Consider the following 22,836-nt stretch of genomic DNA (forward strand, 5'->3'; position numbering starts at 1 on the left):
GGGCGGGCGGGTGTCGACGGGCGGCGCGGTGGGGCGGGGCGCGAGGCGGGCCTGCAGCGTGGTGCTGCGGGGCGGGGCGTCTGGCGGCTCGAGATCGAGCAGCAGCAGGGCCAGGTGGAAAACCAGCGACAGGGCGAGCGCCGCGGCGAGCGTTCGCGACCGCGGGGCGGACGAAGGGTGGAGCATCGGCGCGATTTTAGACGCTGGCCCGGCGGGGCGGGCAGCTTTTTGGCGGGGGCGCTTGCGCGGGTACTGCCGTGCATCGGGCGAAGACAGGGCTACAATAGGCGCCGTTTTTATTCCCTGGCCACACGTCCGCCGGACGCCGGGTGGCCTGCCTGATGGATATAGTTCTGATTCTGCTGCTGATTCTTCTCAACGGCGTCTTCGCGATGTCCGAGATCGCCGTTGTTTCTTCCCGCAAGTCCAGGCTGCAGAACCTGGCCGACGACGGGAGCCTGGGGGCCGAGGCGGCGCTCAGGCTGCATCAGGAGCCGGCGAGCTTTTTGTCGACGATCCAGGTCGGCATCACGCTGGTGGGCATTCTGAATGGTGCGGTCGGCGAGGCCGCCATCGCCGACCCGCTGGCCGAGTGGTTTGCCCAGATCCCGCTGCTGGCGCCCTACGCGCGGGGCGTGGCGCTGACGATCACGGTGGTCGTCCTCACGTATTTCTCGGTGGTGGTGGGCGAGCTGGTGCCCAAGCGCCTGGCGCTGCTGGCGCCGGAGGGCATCGCAGCGCTGATGGCGCGGCCGATGATGATCCTGGCGCGCGTCACCCACCCGCTGGTGGTGATCCTGTCGGGTTCGTGCTCGGCGCTGCTGCGCCTGCTGGGCGCCCGCCGCAAGGAAGAGCCGCCGGTGACCGACGACGAGATCAAGGTGCTGATGGAGCAGGGCGCCGAGGCCGGCGTCTTCCACGAGAGCGAGCAGGAGATCGTCTCCAACGTGCTGCGCCTCGACGAGCAGCGCATCTCGGCGATCATGACCCCGCGCCGCGACATGTTCATCATCGACCTCGACGAGGGCGAAGAGGTGGTGTGGCAGCGCCTGGTGGAGACCTCGTTCTCGCGCCTGGTGGTGTGCCGCGACGGGCTGGAGCACGTGCTCGGCGTGCTCCAGACGGGCGATCTGCTCAAAAAGGCGCTTCCTGGCCACGGCGTCACGCTGGACGATCTCGAGGCCCTGCTGCGCCCGCCGCTGTATGTGCCCGAGTCGGTGACCACCACCCAGCTGCTTGAAAGCTTCCGCCGCGCGCGTCTGCAGTTTGCGCTGATCGTCGACGAATACGGCGAGGTGCAGGGCCTGGTGACCCTCACCGACGTGCTGGCGGCCATCGTCGGCGAGCTGTCGGTGCCCGAGGCCCCCGAAGATCGCGACATGCTGCAGCGCGAGGACGGCTCGTGGCTGGTGGATGGCGACGTGGGCATCGAGCGGCTGAAGTCGGTGCTCGACATCGGCGACGACCTGCCCGGCGAGGAGGAGCACTCCTTCAACACCGTCGGCGGCCTGATAATGCACGTGCTCGGGCGCATCCCCGCGCCCACCGATCACTTCGAGGCCGGCGGCTGGCGCTTCGAGGTGCTCGACATGGACCGCAACCGGGTCGACAAGGTGCTGCTCTCGCAGGTGACGCCGGCCGCCTGACCCCGCGCGGCGGCTAGCGCCCGCACCACTCGCGCCGGTCGCCGCGGCCGAAGGGCAGCGACTGCCGCTCGGTGAGGCTGATGGTGGTGCGCACCTTGCCGCTGGTGGCGTCGAAGAGCACGCTGAAGCGGGCCGGCTCGGCCCAGTCGTCGCAGTAGCGCCACTCCCACACCAGCTCGTCCCGCGCCTTGAAGTAGATCGTCCAGCCCGGATACGACGGGCCCAGGACGCGCAGCACCTCGTCCTGGCTCATGCCGGCCTGGATGCGGGCGAAGTAGCGGGGCTGCATCACGTTGTCGATGCTCACGAGGCGCCCGCCGGCGTCGGTGCGGGCCATCCAGGTGTGCACGCCCATCGGGCCCCGGGGGTAGGCCAGCTGCTCGCCGCCGTCGGTTTCGCGCCAGCGCATGGCCGGGGTGCCGAGGCTGCGCTGCAGGTCGGCGAGGGTGCTGACGCCGGGCTCGAGGGGCGGGCCGCCGAACTGGGCGCAGGCGCCCAGCGCGAGGGCGGCGAGGCTGGTGAGGAGGGGTTTGAGGCCGTGAGCCAATGGGTTCATGGTGCGCTCCGATGGGATCTGCCGGTGCCTGTTGGCGTTCTTACTTCCAAAAAGTAATAAGCAAAGCCTTTTTTATTCGTTTGGGTGGGGGTTCGGCTTTTCTATACTCGCGTTTCTCGACTTTCAATGGAGAATCGCCATGTCCCCGTCCCGTCTCTTCGTGCGCCCCGTCGTGGCTGCCCTGGCCGCCGTGAGCCTGCTGTCTGCCGGTGGCGCACAGGCCGATACTACGCTCCTCAACGTCTCCTATGACGTGGCCCGCGAGCTCTACAAGGAGATCAACCCGGCCTTCGTCGCCCACTGGCAGCGTACCGCCGGCGAGAAGCTGACGATCAACCAGAGCCACGGTGGTTCGAGCAAGCAGATCCAGTCGGTGATCGCCGGCCTCGAGGCCGACGTGGTGACCATGAACCAGGCCGCCGACCTGGACGTGCTGGCCAAGAGCGGCCTCACCGGCGCCGACTGGCGCAAGGCTTTCCCCAACGCGGCGGCGCCCTACACCTCGGCAACCATCTTCCTGGTCCGCAAGGGCAACCCGAAGGGCATCAAGGACTGGGACGATCTGGCCCGCGCCGGCGTGCAGGTGGTGATCCCCAACCCCAAGACCTCCGGCAACGGCCGCTACACCTACCTCGCAGCCTGGGGCTACGCGCTGTCGAAGGGTGGCAACGACGCCAAGGCGCAGGAGTTCGTCGGCAAGCTGTTCGGCAACGTGCCGGTGTTCGACGGTGGCGGCCGCGGCGCGACCACCACCTTCACCCAGCGCGGCATCGGTGACGTGCTGGTCACCTTCGAGAACGAGGCGGTGCTGATCGACAGCGAAGTGGGCGGCGACAAGTTCGACGTGGTCTATCCGTCGCTGTCCATCGACGCCTCGGCGCCGGTGGCGATCGTGAACAAGGTGGTGGACAAGCGGGGTACCCGCAAGCAGGCCACCGCCTACCTCAACTTCCTGTATTCGCCCGAGGGCCAGGAGATCATCGCCAAGCATTACTTCCGCCCGCGTGACCCGGCGGTGGCCAAGAAGTACGCGGCCCGCTTCCCGGCGATCCGCACCTTCACGGTCGAAGAAAAGTTCGGCAGCTGGGAAGCCGTCCAGAAGACCCACTTCGCCGACGGTGGCGTGTACGACCAGATCACGGTGAAACGTTGATGGCTTCCCGCAGCAATCGCGTGTTGCCGGGCTTCGGCCTGTCGCTCGGCTACACGCTGGTCTATCTGTCGCTGATCGTGCTGATCCCGCTGGCGGCGGTGTTCGTCAAGAGCAGCAGCCTGGGCTTCGAGCAGTTCTGGAACGTGGTCACCGCCCCGACTGTGGTGGCCTCCTACAAGCTGTCGTTCGGGGCCTCGCTGCTGGCGGCGTCGATCAACGCGGTGTTCGGGCTGATGCTGGCCTGGGCGCTGGTGCGTTATTCCTTCCCCGGCAAGCGGCTGGTGGATGCGCTGGTGGATCTGCCCTTCGCGCTGCCCACCGCGGTGGCGGGCATCGCGCTGACCGCGCTCTACGCGCCCAACGGCTGGGTCGGCCAGCACCTCGAGCCGCTTGGCATCAAGGTCGCCTTCACGCCGCTGGGCGTGCTGGTGGCGCTGATCTTCATCGGCCTGCCTTTCGTGGTGCGCACCGTGCAGCCCATCCTCGAAGACCTCGATACCGAGTACGAGGAGGCTGCCGTGAGCCTGGGCGCCAACCGCTGGCAGGCCTTCCGCCACGTGGTTTTCCCGACGCTGATGCCGGCGCTGCTCACCGGTTTTGCGATGGCCTTCGCCCGTGCGGTGGGTGAATACGGGTCGGTGATCTTCATTGCCGGCAACATCCCGATGGTTTCCGAGATCACCCCGCTGATGATCATCACCAAGCTCGAACAATACGACTACGCCGGAGCGACCGCGATCGCGGTGGTCATGCTGGTCTTCTCGTTCACGCTGCTGCTCGCCATCAACGGCCTGCAGGCGTGGACCGCCAAACGTACCGGGAGGGAACGCTGATGTCGGGCGCTGCTGCAGTTCTCAAGGCCTCATCCGGCAACGCTGGTGGCCGCTCCACCCGCTACGAGGCCAACGCCGCCACGCGGGAGCCGGCGTGGGTCAAGTGGTCCATCCTCGGCGTCTCGCTCACCTTCTTTGCGGTGTTCCTGCTGATGCCGCTGGTGGCGGTGTTCGTCGAGGCCTTCCGCAAGGGCTGGGACACCTACCTCGCGGCCCTCATCGAGCCGGACGCCCTCTCGGCGATCAAGCTGACTCTCATCGCGGCCTTGATCTCGGTGCCCCTCAACCTCGTTTTCGGCGTGGCCGCGGCGTGGTCGATCACCAAGTTCGACTTCCCCGGCAAGCACCTGCTGATCACCTTCATCGACCTGCCGTTTTCGGTCTCGCCGGTGGTGGCGGGCCTGATCTACGTGCTGGTCTTCGGCGCCCAGGGCTGGTTCGGGCCGTGGCTGTCGGACCACGACGTGAAGATCATCTTCGCGGTGCCGGGCATCGTGCTGGCGACGGTCTTCGTCACCTTCCCCTTCGTCGCCCGTGAGCTGATCCCGCTGATGGAGGCCCAGGGCAAGGACGAGGAAGAAGCCGCGGTGGTGCTCGGCGCGCGGGGCTGGCAGACCTTCTGGCACGTGACCCTGCCCAATGTGAAGTGGGGCCTGCTCTACGGGGTGATCCTGTGTAACGCCCGGGCGATGGGCGAGTTCGGCGCGGTGAGCGTGGTGTCGGGCCATATCCGCGGCCTCACCAACACCATGCCGCTGCACGTCGAGATCCTCTACAACGAATACCAGTTCGCCGCCGCCTTTGCCGTGGCCTCGGTGCTGGCGCTCTTGGCGCTGGTAACCCTGGCGGTGAAGGTGTGGGTCGAGAAGCGCGCCGGTGCCGCCGGCGCCCGCGAAGAATGAGGTTGAAGCAAAAATGAGCATCCAGGTTCGCAACATCCGCAAGCAGTTCGGCGGTTTCACCGCGTTGAAAGACGTTTCCCTCGACTTCCCCACCGGCGAGCTGGTGGCGCTGCTGGGGCCCTCCGGCTGCGGCAAGACGACGCTGCTGCGCATCATCGCCGGGCTGGAATCGGCCGACGGCGGTCAGGTGCTGCTCGACGGCGCCGACGCCTCCGACACCCATGTGCGGGAGCGCCAGGTGGGCTTCGTGTTCCAGCACTACGCGCTGTTCCGCCACATGACCGTGTTCGACAACGTGGCCTTCGGGATGCGCATGAAGCCCCGCGCCCAGCGCCCGTCCGAGGCGGCGATCAAGGCCAAGGTGACCGAGCTGCTGAAGCTCGTGCAGCTCGACTGGATCGCCGACCGCTTTCCGTCGCAGCTCTCCGGCGGCCAGCGCCAGCGTATTGCGCTGGCCCGGGCGCTGGCGGTCGAGCCGCGGGTGCTGCTGCTCGACGAGCCCTTCGGTGCGCTCGATGCCAAGGTGCGCAAGGAGCTGCGCCGCTGGCTGCGCCGGCTCCACGACGAGCTGCACATCACCTCGATCTTCGTCACCCACGACCAGGAAGAAGCGCTGGAAGTGGCTGACCGCGTGGTGCTGATGGACCACGGCAAGGTGGAGCAGGTGGGTACGCCGGAGGAGGTCTATCGCCACCCGGCTTCGCCCTTCGTGTATGGCTTCCTGGGTTCGGTGAACCTCTTCCACGGCCGCGTCGAGAACGAGGCGGTGCATGTGGGCGGCGAACGCCTGTCGGCCGACAAGGTGGCGCTGGATGCCGGCTCGGAGGTGGTCGCCTTCGCGCGCCCCCACGAGCTCAACATCGTTGTCAGCCCCGAGGACGCCAGCGGCGTGCCGGCGCGGATCAGCCGCATCCTGTCGTTTGGCGTCACGGCGCGGGTCGAGCTCGACGGCCTCAACGGGTCGAGCGGCCAGATCTTCGAGGTCGAGATGACCCGCGAGGAGGTCGGCCAGCTGGGCCTCCATGAAGGCCAGGCGGTGCGCCTGGTGCCTTCGCGCCTCAGCATCTTCGAGCGCGGGGTGACCGGCGTGCCGGCGCCCGCCGCGCCCAACTGGGAGATCTGATGAACTTCCAGCAACTCCGCATCGTGCACGAGACGGTGCGCCGCAACTTCAACCTGACCGAGGTGGCGGCGGCGCTGTTCACCTCCCAGTCGGGCGTCTCCAAGCACATCAAGGACCTCGAGGACGAGCTCGGGCTGGAGCTCTTCGTGCGCAAGGGCAAGCGCCTGCTGGGCCTCACCGAGCCGGGCGAGGAGCTGGCGGTGGTGGTGGACCGGATGCTGATGGACGCCCGCAACATCAAGGGCATCGCCGCCCAGTTCAGCAACAAGGACCACGGCCAGCTCACCATCGCCACCACCCACACCCAGGCCCGCTACGCGCTGCCGCGGGTGGTGACGCGCTTCAAGCAGGCTTATCCCAAGGTGCATCTGGTGCTCCACCAGGCCAGCCCCAACGAGATCGCCACCATGCTGCAGGACGGCCGCGCCGACATCGGCATCGCCACCGAGACCCTGGCCGAGATCAGCGATTGCGTCTCCTTCGGCTTCTACGGCTGGCACCACTCCGTGATCGTGCCCGCCGGCCACCCCCTCGAGGGCGTGACGCCGCTGACCCTCGAGGCCATCGCCGAGCATCCGCTGATCACCTACCACCAGGGCTTCACCGGCCGCACCCGCATCGACGAGACCTTCGCCGACGCCGGCCTCGCCCCCGACATCGTGATGTCGGCCCTCGATGCGGACGTGATCAAGGCCTACGTGGAGCTCGGCCTCGGCATCGGCATCGTCGCCTCGATGGCCTTCGACCCGGAGCGCGACCGCAACCTGAGCATGCTGCCGAGCGACCACCTGTTCGGCGAGAACCTGGCCCGCATCGCGGTGCGCAAGGGGCACTTCCTGCGCGGCTTCGCCTACCGGTTCATCGAGCTGTGCTCGCCGGCGCTCGGCGAGTCCGTGGTGCGGGCGGCGCTGCGGCCGGAGACGGAGCGGGAAGCGGTGTTCTGATCGGCGAGTAGGCGTTGTGGCGCGCGGCCGGGCGCCCGCGGCCCTTCGTGGCCCCTAGCTGGCCCTTGGCTGGCCGGGTCGGGGCCAATCCAGGCCCCGATGCGGGACGGGCAAGTTCCCGTAAACCGCAACCGCCTTCCGCCCCGCGAGCCTTGACGTAGGCTCCCCAGGCGGACGCGACGCCGCGCTGGTCAGCGCAAGAATGGCCCGGCGCTGACATCAAACCGTCTAACTCTTCTGCTCCAATACCTTGAGCCCTGTAGGCCCCCGATGTTGCCGAAGGGCGCTGCCGGCGGCGCTTCCACGGGGCGCAGCGGGTGTCCGTGGCATTTCGGGCGCCGGACACCAATCTTTTCACATGCGGCCGGGCGGCGAGTGACTAAGCTCACGGCTCGATCAACAAATCGGGAAGCAGCGTCCCGCGGGCTCTTCGCCGGCGCGCATTTCCGGATCAACCATTGCAGAGAGAAGGCGGTGCGCCGCTGGCGTGCTGCCAATGGGAGCTATGAAAAGAAGCCTTTCGAAGGGCGTCCTCGGCCTGTGCCTGGGCGCTGCCATGGTCGGCCAGCCTGCCCGCGCGGCGGACGACATCACTGGCGCCGGCTCGTCGGCCGCCGCGCCGGCCTACCGGATCTGGGGCCAGGAATACCGGAAGGCCGGCGGCGAGGCCCTTGAGTACGACCCGGTCGGCTCCGGAGCGGGCATGGCGCGCATCAAGCAGCGTCAGGCCGACTTTGGCGCGTCGGATGTGATCGCCCCGCAGGCGGCCCTCGCCAAGGACGGGCTGGTGATGTTCCCGACCGTGGTGTCGGGGATCGTCCCGGTGGTGAACCTGCGCAAGGGCGGGGCACCGCTCAAGCTGAGCGGAGAGGTGCTGGCGCGGATCTTCCTGGGCGAGATCAGCCACTGGCAGGCTCCCGAGATCGTGGCCCTCAACCCGGGCGTGAGCCTGCCGAACGAGGCCATCCGCGTGGTGTGCCGGAGCGACGGCTCCGGCTCGACGCACCATTTCTCCGATTACCTGAGCAAGGTCAGCCCGGCCTGGAAGGCGAGCTTCGGCGTGGCCAGCAAGCACCCGTGGCCGGAGGGCTTCATCGCCGTCAAGGGCAGCGGGGAGGTCTCGAAGACGGTCCGCAGCACGCCGGGGGCCATCGGTTACATCGATTACAGCTACGTGGTCGAGGACCACCTGACCCCGGTTCAGCTGAAGACGGCCAGCGGGCGGTATCTCAGCGCCTCGCCCGAGAGCTTCCGCAGCGCGGTGGTGGGCAGCCGCTGGTTCTCCCACGGGGATTTCTCGGAGGGCCTGATCCAGATGCCCGGCGAGGGTGCGTGGCCGATCACCATGGGCACCTATGTGGCGCTGCCGAAGGTGGCCGCCGATACGGCGCGGACCGCCCGCGCGCTGCGTTTCTTCGTGTGGGCCTACGGCCGCGGCGACGCGCTGGCCCGCCAGGCGAAGTTCGTGCCGCTGCCCGAGAAGGTGCAGGCCAGCGCGTTCCGGGAGCTTTCGAGCGTGGTGGGGAAGAACGGCGAGCCGATCGGCATGAGTGCGGTGAGCGTGCTCGTCAGGTAAGCCCCCACGCCAGCCTTTGCCGCCGCAGTCAACCGGGCCCCGCGGGGGCTGCGCGGCCGGAATGGGAACCAGGCCCGGCCCGCGGCCATGGCATTTCAAATGCCGGCACCAATCTTTTCACGGGGGGGCGGGCGGCGAGTGACTAAGCTCACGGCTCGATCAACGAACCGACAGGCGACGTCCCGCGGCCGGCCCGTCGCGCCGCATTCCCGCGCGAGCCTTGGCAGGCAGAAGACGGGGCGTCCCATCGCAGGAAACCATGAACATAAGTCTTTCGAAGCGTGCCATTGGCCTGGGCCTGGGCGCCATGCTGACCTGCCAGTTTGCCGCGGCCGCGGACGGCATCGGTGGGGCGGGCTCGTCTGCCGCCGCGCCGGTCTACCGGACCTGGGCCCAGGAATACCGGAAGGCTGGCGGTGAAGCGCTGGAGTACGATCCGGTCGGCTCCGGCGCGGGCCTCGCGCGCATCAAGCAGCGTCAGACCGATTTTGGCGCCGTCGATGTGATGGTCCCCAGGAACGAGCTGGCCCGCGACGGGCTGGTGATGTTTCCGACCGCGGTGTCCGCCATCGTGCCGGTCGTGAACCTGCGCAAGGGCGGGGCGCCGCTGAAGCTGAGCGGCGAGGTGCTGGCCCGGATCTTCCTCGGCGAGATTACCGCCTGGAATGCCCCCGAGATCGCCGCCCTGAATCCGGGGCTGTCCTTGCCCAACGAGCCGATCCGCGTGGTGTGCCGCAGCGATGTCTCCGGGACCACCCATCATTTCTCCGACTACCTGAGCAAGGTCAGCCCGGCCTGGAAGGCGCGCTTCGGCGTGGTGGGGAGGCCCGCGTGGCCGGCAGGTTTCATCGCAGTCAAAGGCAGTTCGGAGGTGTCCCGGGCTGTCCGAAGCACGCAGGGGGCCATCGGCTACATCGACTACGGTTATGTCGTCGAGGATGCCCTGACGCCGGTTCAGCTCGCCGCGGCGAACGGCCGCTATGTCGGCGCTTCGCCGGCAAGCTTTCGCAATGCCGTGGTGAGCAGCCGCTGGTTCACCCACGGCGATTTCTCGGATAGCCTCACCCAGATGCCCGGCGAGGGCGCCTGGCCGATCACGATGGGCACCTATGCGGTGGTCCCGAAGGTGGCCGGCGAACCGGAGCGTGCGGCGCGGACGCTGCGTTTCTTTTTATGGGCTTACGATCACGGCGATGCGCTGGCGCGGCAGGCCAGGTTCTCCCCGCTGCCGGAGAAGGTCCAGGCCAGCGCCTTCCGCGAGCTCTCAAGCGTGATCGGCAGGAACGGCGAGCCGATCGGCCTGAACGCGCTGGTCAGATGAGGCTGGGCTCAGCGCCGGCCCTTGCCGCCGCGCCAGGGGCTGCGGCGGGTGTCTTCTTCTTCGACCTTGGGCTTGGGCATCAGCAGGTTCTTGCCGGGCTCCTTGGCGGCGGCGCGCTGGGCGAGCACCGCGGTGTCCACCTGGGCCTGGCCCAGATGCACGCTCTGGAAATTGGCCGGGCCGTCGAAGGCGGCGAGCTTGCCGCGCAGGTGGGTGACGAGGCCGGCGGTGTCGGTTCTTTTGGGCAGCCCGACCATCAGCTGCTGGCCCGCGGCGGTGAGCGAGAAGCGGTCGTCCTCGACCTGCACCAGGCCGTGGGCGGTGAGGCGCCGGATGGTGTCGATCAGCCGGCTGGTGCCGGGCACGGCCTCCAGCAGCGGCTCGAAGCCGGCCATGATCTCGACGAGCTCCGCCGGGCGGCGCTTGGAGGCGAGCGTGGTGGCAAGAAGAAAGAGGGCGTCGGTGTCGGAGATCGGGTGCATGGCTGGCGTGCTGGCGGGCGGTTGCGCGGGGCCATGAGTGTACGCGTTTTCGGGCGCGGCTGCCGCGCTCACTGTGCGGCGAAGCGGATCTGGTTGCGCCCGGCCGCCTTGGCCTGGTACATCGCCCCGTCGGCGAGCTTGAGGATGGCCTCCATGTTGCTCTCTTCGGGCGGGAACAGGGTCACGCCCAGGCTCGCCGAGCACCGATGCTCCACTGTCCGGGCGGGCCCGCCGTCGTCGCCGAGCGCCAGGCTGTAAGGCCGGGCGAGGGCGTCGCGGATGCGCTCCGCAACCTCGACGACATAAGCGCGGGTGGTGGCGTGGTCGGGAGCCACGTTGACCAGCAGCGCGACGAACTCGTCGCCGCCCAGGCGGGCCACGGTGTCTTCCTCGCGCAGGCAGTGGGCGAGGCGCCGGGCGGCCTCCTGCAGCAGCAGATCGCCGGCGCGGTGGCCATGCCGGTCGTTGACCGGCTTGAAGTTGTCGAGATCGAGGTAGATCACCGCGCCGTGCCGCCCGCTGCGGCGGCTTTGCGCCACGGCCTGGGCCAGGCGGTCGAAGAACAGGCGGCGGTTGGGCAGGCCGGTGAGGGCGTCGTAGAACGCCAGCTGGTGGATCTTGGCCTCGTAGAGCTTGCGGTCGGTGATGTCGCGAATCGAGGCCAGCAGGGTCGGCTCGCCGTCGAGGTCCATGGCGCTCAGGACGACATCGACGGGGACTTCGGCGCCGTTGTCGTGGCGCCGCTGCACCCACTCGAAACGGAGATGCCCCAGGCGCGAGGCGCTCGCCATGTGCTCCCCGGCGAGCTCTTCGGAGGTCTTGCCGCAGGGCTGCACGGCGGGGGCGAAGTCCCAGGGATGGAGCTCGCGCAAGGCGTCCCGGCTGGTCACGCCCAGCATGTCGAGGAGGGCCTGGTTGCCGTCGATGATCCGGCCTTGCCGGAGCACCGCCACCGCATCGTGGCTGGCTTCGAAGAGGGTGCGGAAACGCGCCTCCGAACGCAGCGTGGCGGCCTGGGCGTCCTTGAGTTCGGTGATGTCCGAGGCGAAGCCGAGCAGGCAGTCGGGCTGTTCGGGCCGGCGCAGCAGCAGCTTCTTCAGCCAGAAGTGGCGCAGCCTCCCGTCGGCGGTCGGCATGAGCACCTCGGTGGTCTGCTTCTCGCCGCGGGCAAACACCAACTCGTCGGATGCCCGCACGTGCTGGACGACTTCGGGGGGCAGCAGCTCGCTGTCCTGCATCCCCAGGAGCTCCTCCGGCGTGCGCCGAAACAGCGCGGCGGCGGCGCGGTTGGTGTAGGTGTAGCGGTGGTCCTGGCCCTTGGTGTAAATGTAGCCATCCACGCTGTCGAGGATCGCATCGAGGAACTGCTGGTTCTCCTTGAGGGCCTGCTCGAAGTGCTCGCTCTCGGTGATGTCGATGGAGACCCCCGACAGGCCGACGATTTCGCCTTGCGGCCCGACGATGGGCGTCTTGATGGTCAGGTAGCGATGCCGCGCGCCGCTCTTCTTGAAGAAGCGGGTCTCCCGCTGCTGCGTGCTCTGCCCGGAGGCAAGAACCTTTGCGTCATGCTCGTGGAGCAGGGTGGCGGTGTCGGCGTCGAAGAACTCATCGGCCGTGTGGCCCACCACGTTTTCGAGGGGCGCACCCACCAGCTCGCAGAAGTGCTGGTTGGCGTAGGTGTAGCGGTAGCGGTCGTCCTTGCTGAAGATCAGGGCGCCGACGTTGTCGAGGGCGGCCCGGAGGGCGTCCAGTTCACCCTGGGGTGAACGATTGTTGCGCCCCATGTCGCGGCAAGCCATGACAGCCCCCTCTTCGCAAGAAGATCGGAATTGAAAAATTTGTTATTTATTCCCTGAAGCTATTCTAGTACAAGACGTGGTGCCCCCCTTGACGTATCGCGTCCGGTAACAGCCCTTCAGCGCTGGGGCTCCGCATTCCGGTGTATGCGAAGTGGCTTGGGCTGGCGTGGCCTGCTCCTTGGATGTCTTTCTGTGGCGCGGGTTGGCTGCGATGATCCAGCATGAAAATGGCGCGTGTTTGCGATAAATGTCATATTCGCGATATCCGGCGCCCACGCCCGAAGGCGCTGCGCTCGCCGTCCCGATGCGAGCCCGGTGGGGGTGTTTCGCCCCGCTGCGGGTACTATCCGTGTTCAACCACTCAAAAGAAGCCGATTGCCGATGCAAAGTGAAGTCAAAGAGAAGCCCATGTGCGCCGTCGTGGCGGCGGTGCAACTGCCCAACGTGAGCGACGGAGAGTTCGAATCCTCGCTCGCCGAGCTGCGGGAGCTCGCCAAGACGCTGGGCTTCGAGGTCGTCCACAGCTTCATCCAGAAGCGCGCCGGCTTCGACACCACCGGCTACCTCGGAGCCGGCAAGCGGGACGAGATCCGCCGCTTCGTGCTCAACGAGCCCGCCATGGAGGATTTCGAGGGCTTCGAGCAGGTGCAGGCGGCGCTCGGCGGGCGGCCCATCGAGGCCATCCTGGTCGACCACGAGATTTCGCCCACCCAGGCCCGCAACCTCGAGGTGGAGGCCGGCTGCCCGGTGATGGACCGCACCATGGTCATCCTCGAGATCTTCCACCGCAACGCCCGCTCCCGCGCGGCCCGCGCCCAGGTGGAGATCGCCCGGCTCGGCTACATGGCGCCGCGCCTGCGTGAGATGGCCAAGCTGGCCGGGCCCCAGGGCCGCCAGCGCAGCGGGGTGGGCGGCCGCGGTGCGGGCGAATCCCACACCGAGCTCGACCGGCGCAAGATCCGCGACCGCATCGCCGAGCTGCAGCTCGAGATCACCGCGATGGAGCTCGAGCGCAAGACCCAGCGCGCTCGCCGCCAGGGCCGCCAGGGCCTCGCCGCGGTGGCGCTGGTGGGCTACACCAACGCCGGCAAGTCCACGCTGATGCGCGCCCTCACCGGCAGCGAGGTGCTGGTGGCCAACAAGCTCTTCGCCACGCTGGATACCACGGTGCGCGTGCTCTACCCCGAGAGCGTGCCCCGCGTGCTGGTGAGCGACACGGTGGGCTTCATCAAGAACCTGCCCCATGGCCTGGTGGCCTCGTTCAAGTCCACCCTCGACGAGGCCCTCGACGCGGCGCTGCTGCTCCACGTGATCGACGCCAGCGACCCCGGCTTCGAGCGCCAGCTGCAGGTGACCGACGAGGTGCTGGCCGAGATCGGCGCCGACGAGGTGCCGCGCCTCCGCGTCTTCAACAAGATCGACCACGTGGGCGACGCCACCGCCCAGGCCGAGCGCGAGGCGGACCTGCGCGCCCTCTACCCCGGCTGCGTGGTAATGAGCGCTCGCCGCCCCGACGACGTGGCGGCGCTGCACCAGCTGATCGTGGCGCGCTTCCAGCAGGACTTCATCGAGGCCGAGCTGTTTCTGGCCTGGTCGGCCCAGCAGCTGCGCGGCGAGGTGTTCGCCAACTGCGAAGTGCTCGAAGAGCGCGCCGACGAGGAGGGCGCCTTCTTCCGCGTGCGCGGCGGCCGCGACACCTTGGAAGCCCTGCGCGCGCAGATCGCCCGGGCTTGAGCTTGGCGCGGGGGTGGGCTGGGCCCACCCGGCGCCGGGGTGGCCGGCTTTGCCTTTACCTGGTGAAAGCAGCAGCTACTATCAGACGAGGGCCACCCGGCCGGCCAGGCCGACGGGCGGGTTCATGCCGCGGTTCCAACTCTCCGGGAGAAGCTCCATGTCCAAAGTCCTCGTCCTGTATTACTCCACCTACGGCCACATCGAAACCATGGCCGAGGCGGTGGCCGAAGGCGCCCGCGCCACCGGCGCGACGGTCGATCTGAAGCGGGTGCCCGAGACGGTGCCCGAGGCAATCGCCGGGCCGGCCCACTTCAAGCTCGACCAGGCCGCGCCGGTGGCGGCCGTGGCAGACCTGGAGCACTACGACGCGATCATCGTCGGCTGCCCGACCCGCTTTGGCCGCCTGCCCTCGCAGATGGCCAGCTTCTTCGACCAGGCGGGCGGGCTGTGGGCGCGGGGCGCGCTCAACGGCAAGGTGGGCGGCGCCTTCACGTCCACCGCCACCCAGCACGGCGGCCAGGAGATCACGCTGTTCTCGGTGATCACCAACCTGCTGCACTTCGGGCTGATCATCGTCGGCCTGCCCTACAGCTTCCAGGGGCAGACGACCATAGACGAGATCGTCGGCGGCAGCCCCTACGGCGCCACCACCATCGCCGGCGGCCAGGGCCAGCGCCAGCCGAGCGCCATCGAGCTGGACGGTGCGCGCTACCAGGGCCGGCTCATAGCGGAGACGGCCAACAAGCTGTTCGGGTAAGGCCGGGCCGGCATACAAGACAAACGGGCCCAGCGGGCCCGTGTTTTTGCGGCAAATGCAGCAACCCGGGCCGGCGGCAATCGCCCGGCCCGGGTTTTCAGGCCATTCAGCCCGTTCAGGCCACCACGGCACCGATCGCGGCTTCGGCTGCGGCGAAGGCCTTGTCGGCGCTCTCGGGGCCCATCGCCAGGCCTTCGGCGTAGATGAATTCCACGTCGGTCATGCCCAGGAAGCCCAGCACGCCCTTGAGGTAGGGCACTTGCGAATCGGCCGGGGTGTCGCGGTAGATGCCGCCGCGGGCCAGCGCCACGTATACCTTCTTGCCCTTGAGCAGGCCTTCGGGGCCGTTCTCGGTGTAGCGGAAGGTGACGCCGGCCCGGGCGATGGCGTCGATCCAGGTTTTCAGCTGCACCGGCACGCCGAAGTTGTACATCGGCACGCCCAGCACGATCGCGTCGGCGGACTGCACCTGGGCGATCAGCGCGTCGTCGAGGGCGACGCGGGCGGCCTGCTCGGGCGTGCGCTGCTCGGCGGGGGTGAACAGCGCGCCGAGGGCGGCTTCGTCGAGCACCGGGTGCGGGTTGGCGGCGAGGTCGCGCAGCTCGACCACGGCGGCCGGGTTGGCGGCCTTCAGGCGGGCGGTGATGGCGTCTGCCAGGCGGGTCGAGTTGGCGCCGGCGGAGCGGGCACTGCTGTTGATCTGCAGGATCTTCATGGGGTTCTCTCCAGGGTGTGGGGTCAGAAATCGGGGAGTTCGTTGGGGCGCAGGTCGAAGACCAGCACTTCGGCTTTCTCGCCCTGGCTGAATTCGATGCGCTCCGCATTACGCAGGCGGGCGCCGTCGCCGGCCTGCATGGGTTGGCCATTCACCACCAGCCTGCCCTGGGCCAGATGCACATAGGCGTGGCGGCCCGGGGGTAGGGTGAGGGTGTGCTGCTCGGCGCCGTCGAACAGCCCGGCATACACGCGGGCGTCCTGGTACACGCCCAGCGAGCCGTCGGTGCCGTCCGGCGAGATGATCAGGCAGAGGCGCCCACGCTTGTCGGCGGCACTGAAATGCCGCTGCTGGTAGCGCGGCTCGACGCCCTGGCGGTCGGGCACGATCCAGATCTGCAGAAAGTGCACCGGCGCGCGGTTGGAGGCGTTGAACTCGCTGTGGCGGATGCCCGTGCCGGCGCTCATCATCTGCACGTCGCCGGGGCGGATCACCGAGCCGGTGCCCATCGAATCCTCGTGGGCGAGGGCGCCGTCGAGCACGTACGAGAAGATCTCCATGTCCCGGTGCGGGTGGGTGCCGAAGCCCTGGCCGGGGGCGACCAGGTCGTCGTTGATCACCAGCAGGTCGGAGAAGCCCACCTGTTTCGGGTCGTGGTAGTGGCCGAACGAGAACGTGTGGCGGGAATCGAGCCAGCCGAATTGTGCGTTGCCGCGCTCGGCGGCGGGTCTCAGTTCAAACATGGAGCCTCCTTTTTGGTGTTGCCGGGCACTGCCGCGGGGGCTGTGCCCGCGGGCGATCAGCCCTTGATCGCTTCGAGGGAGATCGTGATGGTCACGTCGTCGCCCACGTGGGGGGCGTACTTGCCGGCGTTGAACTCGCTGCGCTTCACCACCACGCTGGCGTCGGCGCCGATGGCGTCCTTCTTGAGCATCGGGTGGGGCATCGCCACGAAGTTGTTCACCTTCAGGGTCACCGGCTTGGTGACGCCCTTGAAGGTCAGGTCACCGGTGATCGACACCGGCTTGTCGCCCTTGAAGACCACCTTGGTGGATTTGAAGGTGGCGGTCGGGTACTTGGCGGTGTCGAGGAAGTCTTCGCCCTGGATGTGCTCGTTGAAGGTGTCGTAGCCGGTGTCCACCGACTTGGTGTCGATCACCACGTCCACCGAGCCGGTCTTGGCGGCCTTGTCGAGCACCACGGTGCCGGTGGTCTTGTTGAACTTGGACAGCTGGGTCGACATGCCGAAGTGGCTGTACGAGAAGCGCGCAAAGGTGTGGGTGCTGTCCACGTTGTAGGTTTCCGGCGCGGCGAAGGCCGGGGCGGCGAGGGTGAGGGCGGCGATGAGGGTGGCGATTTTTTTCATGGAGGACTCCTGTTGGGGGGTGTTGCGGGATTACTTGCCGGAGGCGGCGATACGGAACTTGATCTGGATGTCGTTGGCGACGATGTCGAAGGCGGCCCACGGCCCTTCGCCGATGGTGAAGTCACCGCGGCGGATGGTGAGGCTGCCGTCGAACACGCCGGTATTGCCCTGGGGCGTGAAGGTGGCGGGCACCACCACGTTGTGGGTCTTGCCCTTGATCGTCAGGGTGCCGGCCACTTCATAGCGGTTGGCGCCCAGGCTCTTGACTGCGGTCGACACGAAGCGTGCGGTCGGGAAAGCCTTGGTGTTGAACCACTGCTTGCCGGCCACTTCGGAATCGGCCTCGGCGGTGCCGGTGTCGATGCTGGCCAGGTCCACGTCGATGGTGGCCTTGGCGTTGGCCGGCTGGGCCGGGTCGAAGCTGAGCTGGCTCGCAAACTTCTTGAACTTGCCGTCCATCGCCACGCCCATCTGCTTGTAGCCAAAGCCGATACGGCTCTTGTCGGCCTGAACCTGGTTGTATTCGATGGCGTGGGCTGCCGGGGCGAGGGCGGCACCGAGGGCGAGAGCAAGGGCGAGGGCGGGGCGTTTCATGGCAGGTTCTCCGTGTGGCTGCGATGCGCTGTGGGCACCGGCGATGGATGAACTGTAAACGTCCTTGCCTGCGCTAAATAGACGACAATAAAGAACGAACTGTTTGCACAGAGGCAACAATGAATCAACTCGATGCAATGCGCACCTTCATGCGGGTGGCCGAGCTGGGCAGCTTTGCCGCGGTGGCCAACCAGCTCGGCACCGTGCGCTCGGTGGTCACCCGGCAGGTTGCGGCGCTGGAGGAGCACCTGGGCGTCAAGCTCATGGTGCGCAGCACGCGCAGCCTCACGCTCACCTCGGCGGGCGCCGCCTACCTCGACAAATGCCGGGCCATCCTCGACATGGTCGACGCCGCCGAAGCCGAGCTGATGGAGGAGCGCGCCACCCCGCGGGGCAAGCTGCGGGTGAGCCTGCCCCTCAGCTACGGCCTCAAGCGGCTGGCTCCGCTGATGCTGGCGTTCTCGCAGCTCTACCCCGAGATCCAGCTGGCGATGGACTTTACCGACCGGCGGATCAACCTCATCGAAGAGGGCGTCGACCTCTCGGTGCGCGTCACCGGCCGCCTCGAGCCCGGCGACATCGTGCGCAAGCTCGGCACCAGCCAGCTGCTGGCGCTCGCCTCGCCCGGCTACCTGGCCCTCCGCGGCCGCCCGCAGCACCCGTCCGAGCTCATGCGGCACGCCTGCATCGGCTACGCCCCCCACGGCAGCGGCCGCCCGTGGGTTTTCATGGTGGATGGGCGGCTCGAGAGCTTTGCGCTGTCGTTCCGGCTGCAGGCCAACAACGGCGATGTGCTCGCCGAGGCCGCCGCCCAGGGCATGGGCATCACGATCCAGCCCGACTTCATCGCCGCCGACTACCTGGCAGCGGGCCGGCTCGAGACGCTGCTCGACGCCTTCGCCCCGCCGCCCCTGGGCGTTTACGCGGTGCTCCCGAGCAACCGCTACATGCCCCACGCGGTGCGGCTGCTGATCGAGTTTTTGTCGGAGAGGCTGGGGGCGGGGGAGGGCTGAGGCCGCTTGGCGATGTCGACGAGCGGGCCACCGAGGTTGGTCTGGCGGGTGGGCTCGCCGATCACGGCGGCAGCCAACGCAGGCGTAGGTCGGGTTAGCGCAGCGTAACCCGACACCCCACGACCGGCAGGCCGACAACGGCACCGATTTCAAACGGTCGCAATCTGATAGATTGCGCGGCTTGCGATTGAAACCGTCTTGATACTGGGCGAATCCCATCAGCCAGAGTGCTGCCATGACTGCCCGAACCTCGGGTGTTCGTGGGCCGGATTGCCGAACATCCGGGCGTCACGCGTGGTTCGATCCACCGTAAAAATCAGACGGCACACCGCGCCGGACGGTTGTGGCGGTTCAAAGTGTCCAAGGTGGATCAGTGGGCGCGCTAATGGGGCAAACGAGGTTGTTGGTAACGGTCCGGCCTCGTCCAATGATTGATGGCGTGGCCAAGAAATAGAACAGGAAAAGAACGAGATGCTCACTCAAGATAATTTGGCCGATCTGCTGCACGCCCTCAGTTTCGAGAAAAAGGGGGTGATTCACCGTAAGGCGATCGGCGCTGCGGTTTTGGAAGTGAACTTCAAGACAAAGGAGATCACTTATCCCGAAGCCGCGGGCCTGGTCATCAATGAGCGCCAGACCTGCAACTTCGAAGCCAACGAAAATTTTGTTGTGCTCGAATGCGTCCACCGTCTGCTGGAGAAGGGCTACAAACCTGAGCACATCGAACTGGAGCCCAAGTGGAAGGTGGGACGTGGCGCAAGCGGTGGCCGTGCAGACATTCTGATCAAGGACAACGATGGCCGCCCACTGCTGATCATCGAATGCAAAACGGCGGGAGGCGAGTTCAAGCGTGCGTGGAACAAGACTCAGCAGGATGGTGACCAATTATTCAGCTACGCACAGCAGATCAGCGAAACCCAATTTCTGTGCCTGTATACCTCGGATCTGGATGCTGGTGCGGCCAGTTACACCAGTCACATCATCGCGCACCGCGACAACGAAAAATATCTGGCGGATAACCCGCTGCTCAAAAGCTTCAGATCGGTAACTGATGTGAAAGAGCGTCACGCTGTCTGGCGTGACACGTACAAGCTCGATTACACGACCAAGGGCATTTTCGAAGAAAACATTCAGCCCTACCACATCGGCAAAGACAAATATTCACTAGCTGACTTGCACGCCATCTCTGCCCGCGACCAGCAGAAGAAATACCACGAGTTTGCCACTATCCTGCGCCAGCACAATGTGTCGGGACGCGAGAACGCCTTCGACAAGCTGGTCAATCTGTTTCTGTGCAAGTTGGTGGATGAAATCGAGAACCCATCCGACTTGAAGTTTTACTGGAAGGGTGTTGCCTACGACACCCATTTTGACCTGATGGACCGCCTGCAGCAGTTGTACCAAGCGGGGATGGGAAAGTTTCTCGGGGAAGACATCACCTACATCAACCAGGGCGACGTCAACAACGCACTTCGATTCATCAAGCAGAACCCGGATGCCACGCAGCGCGCGGTATGGAATCTGTTCATTCAGCAGAAATTTTTCACCAACAACGATTTTTCGTTGATCGACGTCCACAACGAAAAGCTGTTCTACCAGAACGCCGAGGTGCTGCTGAAGATCCTGCAGATGTGGCAGGACATTCGCCTGACCGACCCGCACGGCCATAACCAGTTTCTGGGCGATATGTTCGAGGGCTTCCTCGATCAGGGCGTCAAGCAGAGCGAGGGGCAGTTTTTCACCCCCATGCCGATCTGCCGCTTCATCATGATGAGCCTGCCGCTGGCCTCACTCGTCCGGCGCAGCGTCACACCGCCCAAAGCCATCGATTACGCCTGCGGCGCAGGACACTTTCTTACCGAGCTGGCCTTGCAGCTCAAGCCCTTGGTGGAAACGCATCAGCCCGCAGCGGACCTTGCGGCGTATCACAAGGCCCTGTACGGCATCGAGAAGGAATATCGCCTCTCCAAGGTCGCCAAGGTATCGGCCTTCATGTACGGCCAGCAGGGTATCAACATTTGCTACGGCGACGGGCTGATCAACCAGCATGAGGCATTCCCGGACATCAAAGACGGAACCTTTGATCTGTTGGTCGCCAACCCGCCCTACAGCGTGCGCGGCTTTCTGGAAACGTTGCCGGAAGAGGAACGCAAGGCCTATACCCTGACCGAGACCATCAACGACTTCGAAACCTCCAACAGCATCGAAACCTTTTTCATCGAGCGCGCTAAGCAGTTGCTGCGCGCCGACGGCGTGGCCGCGATCATCCTACCGTCCAGTATCTTGTCCAACGGTGGCAGCGCCTACATTCGCACCCGTGAAATCCTGATCCAGTATTTCGACATCGTGGCCATTGCCGAATTCGGTAGCGGCACCTTCGGCAAGACGGGCACCAACACCGTTACCCTGTTCCTGCGCCGCAAGAAAACCGCGCCGGACACTGCCGCGCACTACCGTGAACGCGTGGAAGAATGGTTCAAGGGCTGCGATGCCAGCAAGCGCAAGCAGGTCATCTACAAGGACGAGCACCTGATCGCCCGCTATGCCGCCCATATCAATGTGCCGTTGGATGATTACAAAACCCTGCTCAAGGGCGATCCGGAGGGTAGCTGGACCAAGCATCTGGAGGCCATCTACCTCGAAAAATTCAACACCAGCACCGAGGTCACCAATCTCTACAAGGCAAAATGGTTCAAGGCTTTGCCCCCGGCAGAGCAGGACGTCGAGATCAACAGACGCTACCTTGTCTTTGTCCAAACCATCGAACGCGACAAGCTCTATCACTTCGTGATGGCCTGCGATCAGCCCAATCCGGTGCTGATCATTCGCAGCCCGACCGAGACCAAGGCCATCAAGCAATTCCTCGGCTACGACTGGAGCTCGGCCAAGGGTGACGAGGGCATCAAGCTCATCAAGGATGCCCACGGGCGGCACCTCACACCGCTTTATGACGAGACCAATCGGGACAATACCGGGAAGCTCAATTTTCGCATTGCGGCGAATTTCAACGGAACGTTGGCGGCCATTCCAGCGGCGTTGGAGGGCGTGGCGCGGACGGCTCCTTTGGTGGAAATGCTGGACTTTTCTCGCCCTGTTTTTGAAAAGCAGATTTCTGTCACACCACAGGTGTCTGTTGCTTTGGTTTCAAAGTGGCCTGCCGAACGTCTTGGATCACTTGCCGAAGTCATACCAGGTCAATCACCCGAATCTACCCATTACAACGACCAGAAAAAAGGACTGCCGTTTTATCAAGGCAAGAAAGACTTCGGCATAACAGAACTGCTTCCCCCGACCACTTGGACAACTCAAGTTACCAAGGAAGCAGTCAAGGGCGACATCTTGATGAGCGTCCGGGCTCCGGTGGGAGATGTGAACTTCTGCCCCCTAGATAAGATTTGTATCGGCAGAGGTCTGGCCGCGATTCGGCCAGGAGACAGGATCGACTCGAGATTCCTGTTTGAATTCATTGCTTGCAATAAAGAACTCTTCAAGGGGAAACAAGGAGCGACTTTCGAATCAATATCTGCGACTGATCTCCGTGAGAAAAAACTGCCGCTGCCGCCCAAGGAGGTCCAAATTGCGGCTGCCAAAGATTGTGTTGCCGTAGATGCAGATCGAAATGCATCAGAGGCTAGGATGGTGTCTGCAGAGAATGATCTCGTCAACGCTATAGCTGCCATTTATTCGTCCTCAGCACCAAGGGTGGAGATCGACAAAATCGCTACCAACGTTCATTACGGCCTAAACGAAGCCATGAACGAGGGCGGTGTCGGTTACAAGATTTTTCGCATGAACGAGATCATCCGTGGTCGGATGGTGGACAACGGCAGCATGAAGTGCGCCGACATCAGCGCCGAGGAGTTTGCCAAGTACAAGCTCAACAAGGGTGACCTGCTTTTCAACCGCACCAATAGCATCGAGCATGTGGGCAAGACCGGGCTGTTTGATCTGGATGGAGACTATTGCTTTGCCTCTTACCTCGTGCGCGTGGTGCCCGACACCGGGAAGGTGCTGCCGAAATTCCTGGAAAAGATGATGAATTCGTCAGCCTTCCAAACTGAGGCCAAGGGCAAGGCCTCCAAGTCCATTAATCAGGCCAACATAAACGCGACGATAATGCGCAATATCAAGGTGCCCGTTCCTTCTTTGCCTGAGCAGAAAAAGTTCGTCGCCGAAATCGAGGCGCTGGAAAAGCAGATTGCCGAAGCCCAAGCGGTGATCGACGGCGCTGCCGCCCGCAAGCAGGCCATCCTGCAGAAGTACCTGTGAGTAAGAGGTAAGTCCGAATTCCTGTGTAAACTGAATCGCCCCGGTGTTTCTGT

Annotated in this window: 20 protein-coding genes; 12 read left to right on the top strand and 8 right to left on the bottom strand. The window is 65.7% G+C overall.

Features of this window, described 5'->3' with window-relative positions:
• Window positions 1-186: hypothetical protein (locus ZRA01_RS00140; RefSeq protein WP_218028624.1), on the bottom strand; the 186-nt coding region annotated here is incomplete at its 3' end.
• Between the two features lie 155 nt (window positions 187-341).
• Here ZRA01_RS00140 and ZRA01_RS00145 point away from each other — a divergent pair.
• Entirely contained in the window at window positions 342-1,646 is a 1,305-nt protein-coding gene (locus ZRA01_RS00145; RefSeq protein ID WP_141348720.1) for a hemolysin family protein, read from the top strand.
• A 13-nt stretch (window positions 1,647-1,659) separates the two neighbouring features.
• Here the strand turns inward: ZRA01_RS00145 and ZRA01_RS00150 are convergent, their stop codons facing one another.
• Entirely contained in the window at window positions 1,660-2,202 is a 543-nt protein-coding gene (locus ZRA01_RS00150) for a hypothetical protein (RefSeq protein ID WP_141348721.1), read from the bottom strand.
• A 139-nt stretch (window positions 2,203-2,341) separates the two neighbouring features.
• Here ZRA01_RS00150 and ZRA01_RS00155 point away from each other — a divergent pair, with 139 nt between their 5' ends.
• The 7 genes from ZRA01_RS00155 to pstS (ZRA01_RS00185) all read left to right on the top strand — a co-directional run bounded on the left by ZRA01_RS00155 (window position 2,342) and on the right by pstS (ZRA01_RS00185) (window position 10,054).
• On the top strand, window positions 2,342-3,355 hold the full coding sequence (locus ZRA01_RS00155) for a sulfate ABC transporter substrate-binding protein (protein ID WP_141348722.1): 1,014 nt from the start codon (window positions 2,342-2,344) through the stop codon (window positions 3,353-3,355).
• Entirely contained in the window at window positions 3,355-4,188 is an 834-nt protein-coding gene (gene cysT / locus ZRA01_RS00160) for a sulfate ABC transporter permease subunit CysT (RefSeq protein ID WP_141348723.1), read from the top strand. The genes ZRA01_RS00155 and cysT overlap by 1 nt, the downstream gene beginning before the upstream one ends.
• Window positions 4,188-5,090 (top strand): sulfate ABC transporter permease subunit CysW, encoded by a 903-nt coding sequence (gene cysW, locus ZRA01_RS00165; RefSeq protein ID WP_141348844.1) that lies wholly within the window; start codon window positions 4,188-4,190, stop codon window positions 5,088-5,090. The genes cysT and cysW overlap by 1 nt, the downstream gene beginning before the upstream one ends.
• A 13-nt stretch (window positions 5,091-5,103) precedes the next feature.
• Window positions 5,104-6,213, top strand: a complete 1,110-nt coding sequence (locus tag ZRA01_RS00170; RefSeq protein WP_141348724.1) for a sulfate/molybdate ABC transporter ATP-binding protein — start codon at window positions 5,104-5,106, stop codon at window positions 6,211-6,213.
• A complete protein-coding gene (locus ZRA01_RS00175) occupies window positions 6,213-7,157 on the top strand; it encodes a CysB family HTH-type transcriptional regulator (protein ID WP_141348725.1) in 945 nt (314 codons plus the stop codon). The genes ZRA01_RS00170 and ZRA01_RS00175 overlap by 1 nt, the downstream gene beginning before the upstream one ends.
• Window positions 7,158-7,662: 505 nt before the next feature.
• Window positions 7,663-8,733 carry a phosphate ABC transporter substrate-binding protein PstS gene (pstS, locus tag ZRA01_RS00180; protein ID WP_218028625.1) on the top strand — a complete coding sequence of 357 codons (1,071 nt, stop codon included), beginning with the start codon at window positions 7,663-7,665 and terminating at the stop codon, window positions 8,731-8,733.
• 259 nt (window positions 8,734-8,992) lie between these two features.
• Window positions 8,993-10,054, top strand: coding sequence for a phosphate ABC transporter substrate-binding protein PstS (pstS, locus tag ZRA01_RS00185; RefSeq protein WP_141348726.1), 1,062 nt, complete (start codon window positions 8,993-8,995; stop codon window positions 10,052-10,054).
• A gap of 8 nt (window positions 10,055-10,062) precedes the next feature.
• On the opposite strand, the gene ZRA01_RS00190 is transcribed toward pstS (ZRA01_RS00185), so the two are convergent.
• The gene (locus ZRA01_RS00190) at window positions 10,063-10,536 is read right to left on the bottom strand and encodes a hypothetical protein (protein ID WP_141348727.1); all 474 of its coding nucleotides are present in this window, start codon (window positions 10,534-10,536) and stop codon (window positions 10,063-10,065) included.
• A gap of 68 nt (window positions 10,537-10,604) precedes the next feature.
• On the bottom strand, window positions 10,605-12,335 hold the full coding sequence (locus tag ZRA01_RS00195) for a sensor domain-containing protein (protein ID WP_141348728.1): 1,731 nt from the start codon (window positions 12,333-12,335) through the stop codon (window positions 10,605-10,607).
• A 381-nt stretch (window positions 12,336-12,716) separates the two neighbouring features.
• On the opposite strand from ZRA01_RS00195, the gene hflX reads away from it, so the two are divergent.
• Together hflX and wrbA are read left to right on the top strand one after the other, a co-directional pair.
• Window positions 12,717-14,069, top strand: coding sequence for a GTPase HflX (hflX, locus tag ZRA01_RS00200; RefSeq protein WP_141348729.1), 1,353 nt, complete (start codon window positions 12,717-12,719; stop codon window positions 14,067-14,069).
• 157 nt (window positions 14,070-14,226) lie between these two features.
• Complete coding sequence (wrbA, locus tag ZRA01_RS00205; RefSeq protein WP_141348730.1) at window positions 14,227-14,826, top strand: NAD(P)H:quinone oxidoreductase; 600 nt, start codon at window positions 14,227-14,229, stop codon at window positions 14,824-14,826.
• A 115-nt stretch (window positions 14,827-14,941) separates the two neighbouring features.
• On the opposite strand, the gene ZRA01_RS00210 is transcribed toward wrbA, so the two are convergent.
• The 4 genes from ZRA01_RS00210 to ZRA01_RS00225 are packed head-to-tail and all read right to left on the bottom strand — an operon-like array spanning window position 14,942 to window position 17,501.
• The gene (locus ZRA01_RS00210) at window positions 14,942-15,541 is read right to left on the bottom strand and encodes an FMN-dependent NADH-azoreductase (protein ID WP_141348731.1); all 600 of its coding nucleotides are present in this window, start codon (window positions 15,539-15,541) and stop codon (window positions 14,942-14,944) included.
• A gap of 23 nt (window positions 15,542-15,564) precedes the next feature.
• Window positions 15,565-16,284, bottom strand: a complete 720-nt coding sequence (locus tag ZRA01_RS00215) for a pirin family protein (RefSeq protein ID WP_141348732.1) — start codon at window positions 16,282-16,284, stop codon at window positions 15,565-15,567.
• A 56-nt stretch (window positions 16,285-16,340) separates the two neighbouring features.
• The gene (locus ZRA01_RS00220) at window positions 16,341-16,907 is read right to left on the bottom strand and encodes a YceI family protein (RefSeq protein ID WP_141348733.1); all 567 of its coding nucleotides are present in this window, start codon (window positions 16,905-16,907) and stop codon (window positions 16,341-16,343) included.
• Window positions 16,908-16,937: 30 nt separating this feature from the next.
• Entirely contained in the window at window positions 16,938-17,501 is a 564-nt protein-coding gene (locus ZRA01_RS00225) for a YceI family protein (protein ID WP_141348734.1), read from the bottom strand.
• A 119-nt stretch (window positions 17,502-17,620) separates the two neighbouring features.
• Between ZRA01_RS00225 and ZRA01_RS00230 the strand changes: the two genes are divergently transcribed.
• A complete protein-coding gene (locus ZRA01_RS00230) occupies window positions 17,621-18,514 on the top strand; it encodes a LysR family transcriptional regulator (RefSeq protein WP_141348735.1) in 894 nt (297 codons plus the stop codon).
• A 471-nt stretch (window positions 18,515-18,985) separates the two neighbouring features.
• Complete coding sequence (locus ZRA01_RS00240) at window positions 18,986-22,783, top strand: N-6 DNA methylase (RefSeq protein ID WP_141348736.1); 3,798 nt, start codon at window positions 18,986-18,988, stop codon at window positions 22,781-22,783.
• Window positions 22,784-22,836: the final 53 nt, after the last annotated feature.

This window comes from Zoogloea ramigera (genome assembly GCF_006539865.1).
In the GTDB taxonomy this organism is placed as follows: Bacteria; Pseudomonadota; Gammaproteobacteria; order Burkholderiales; family Rhodocyclaceae; genus Zoogloea; species Zoogloea ramigera.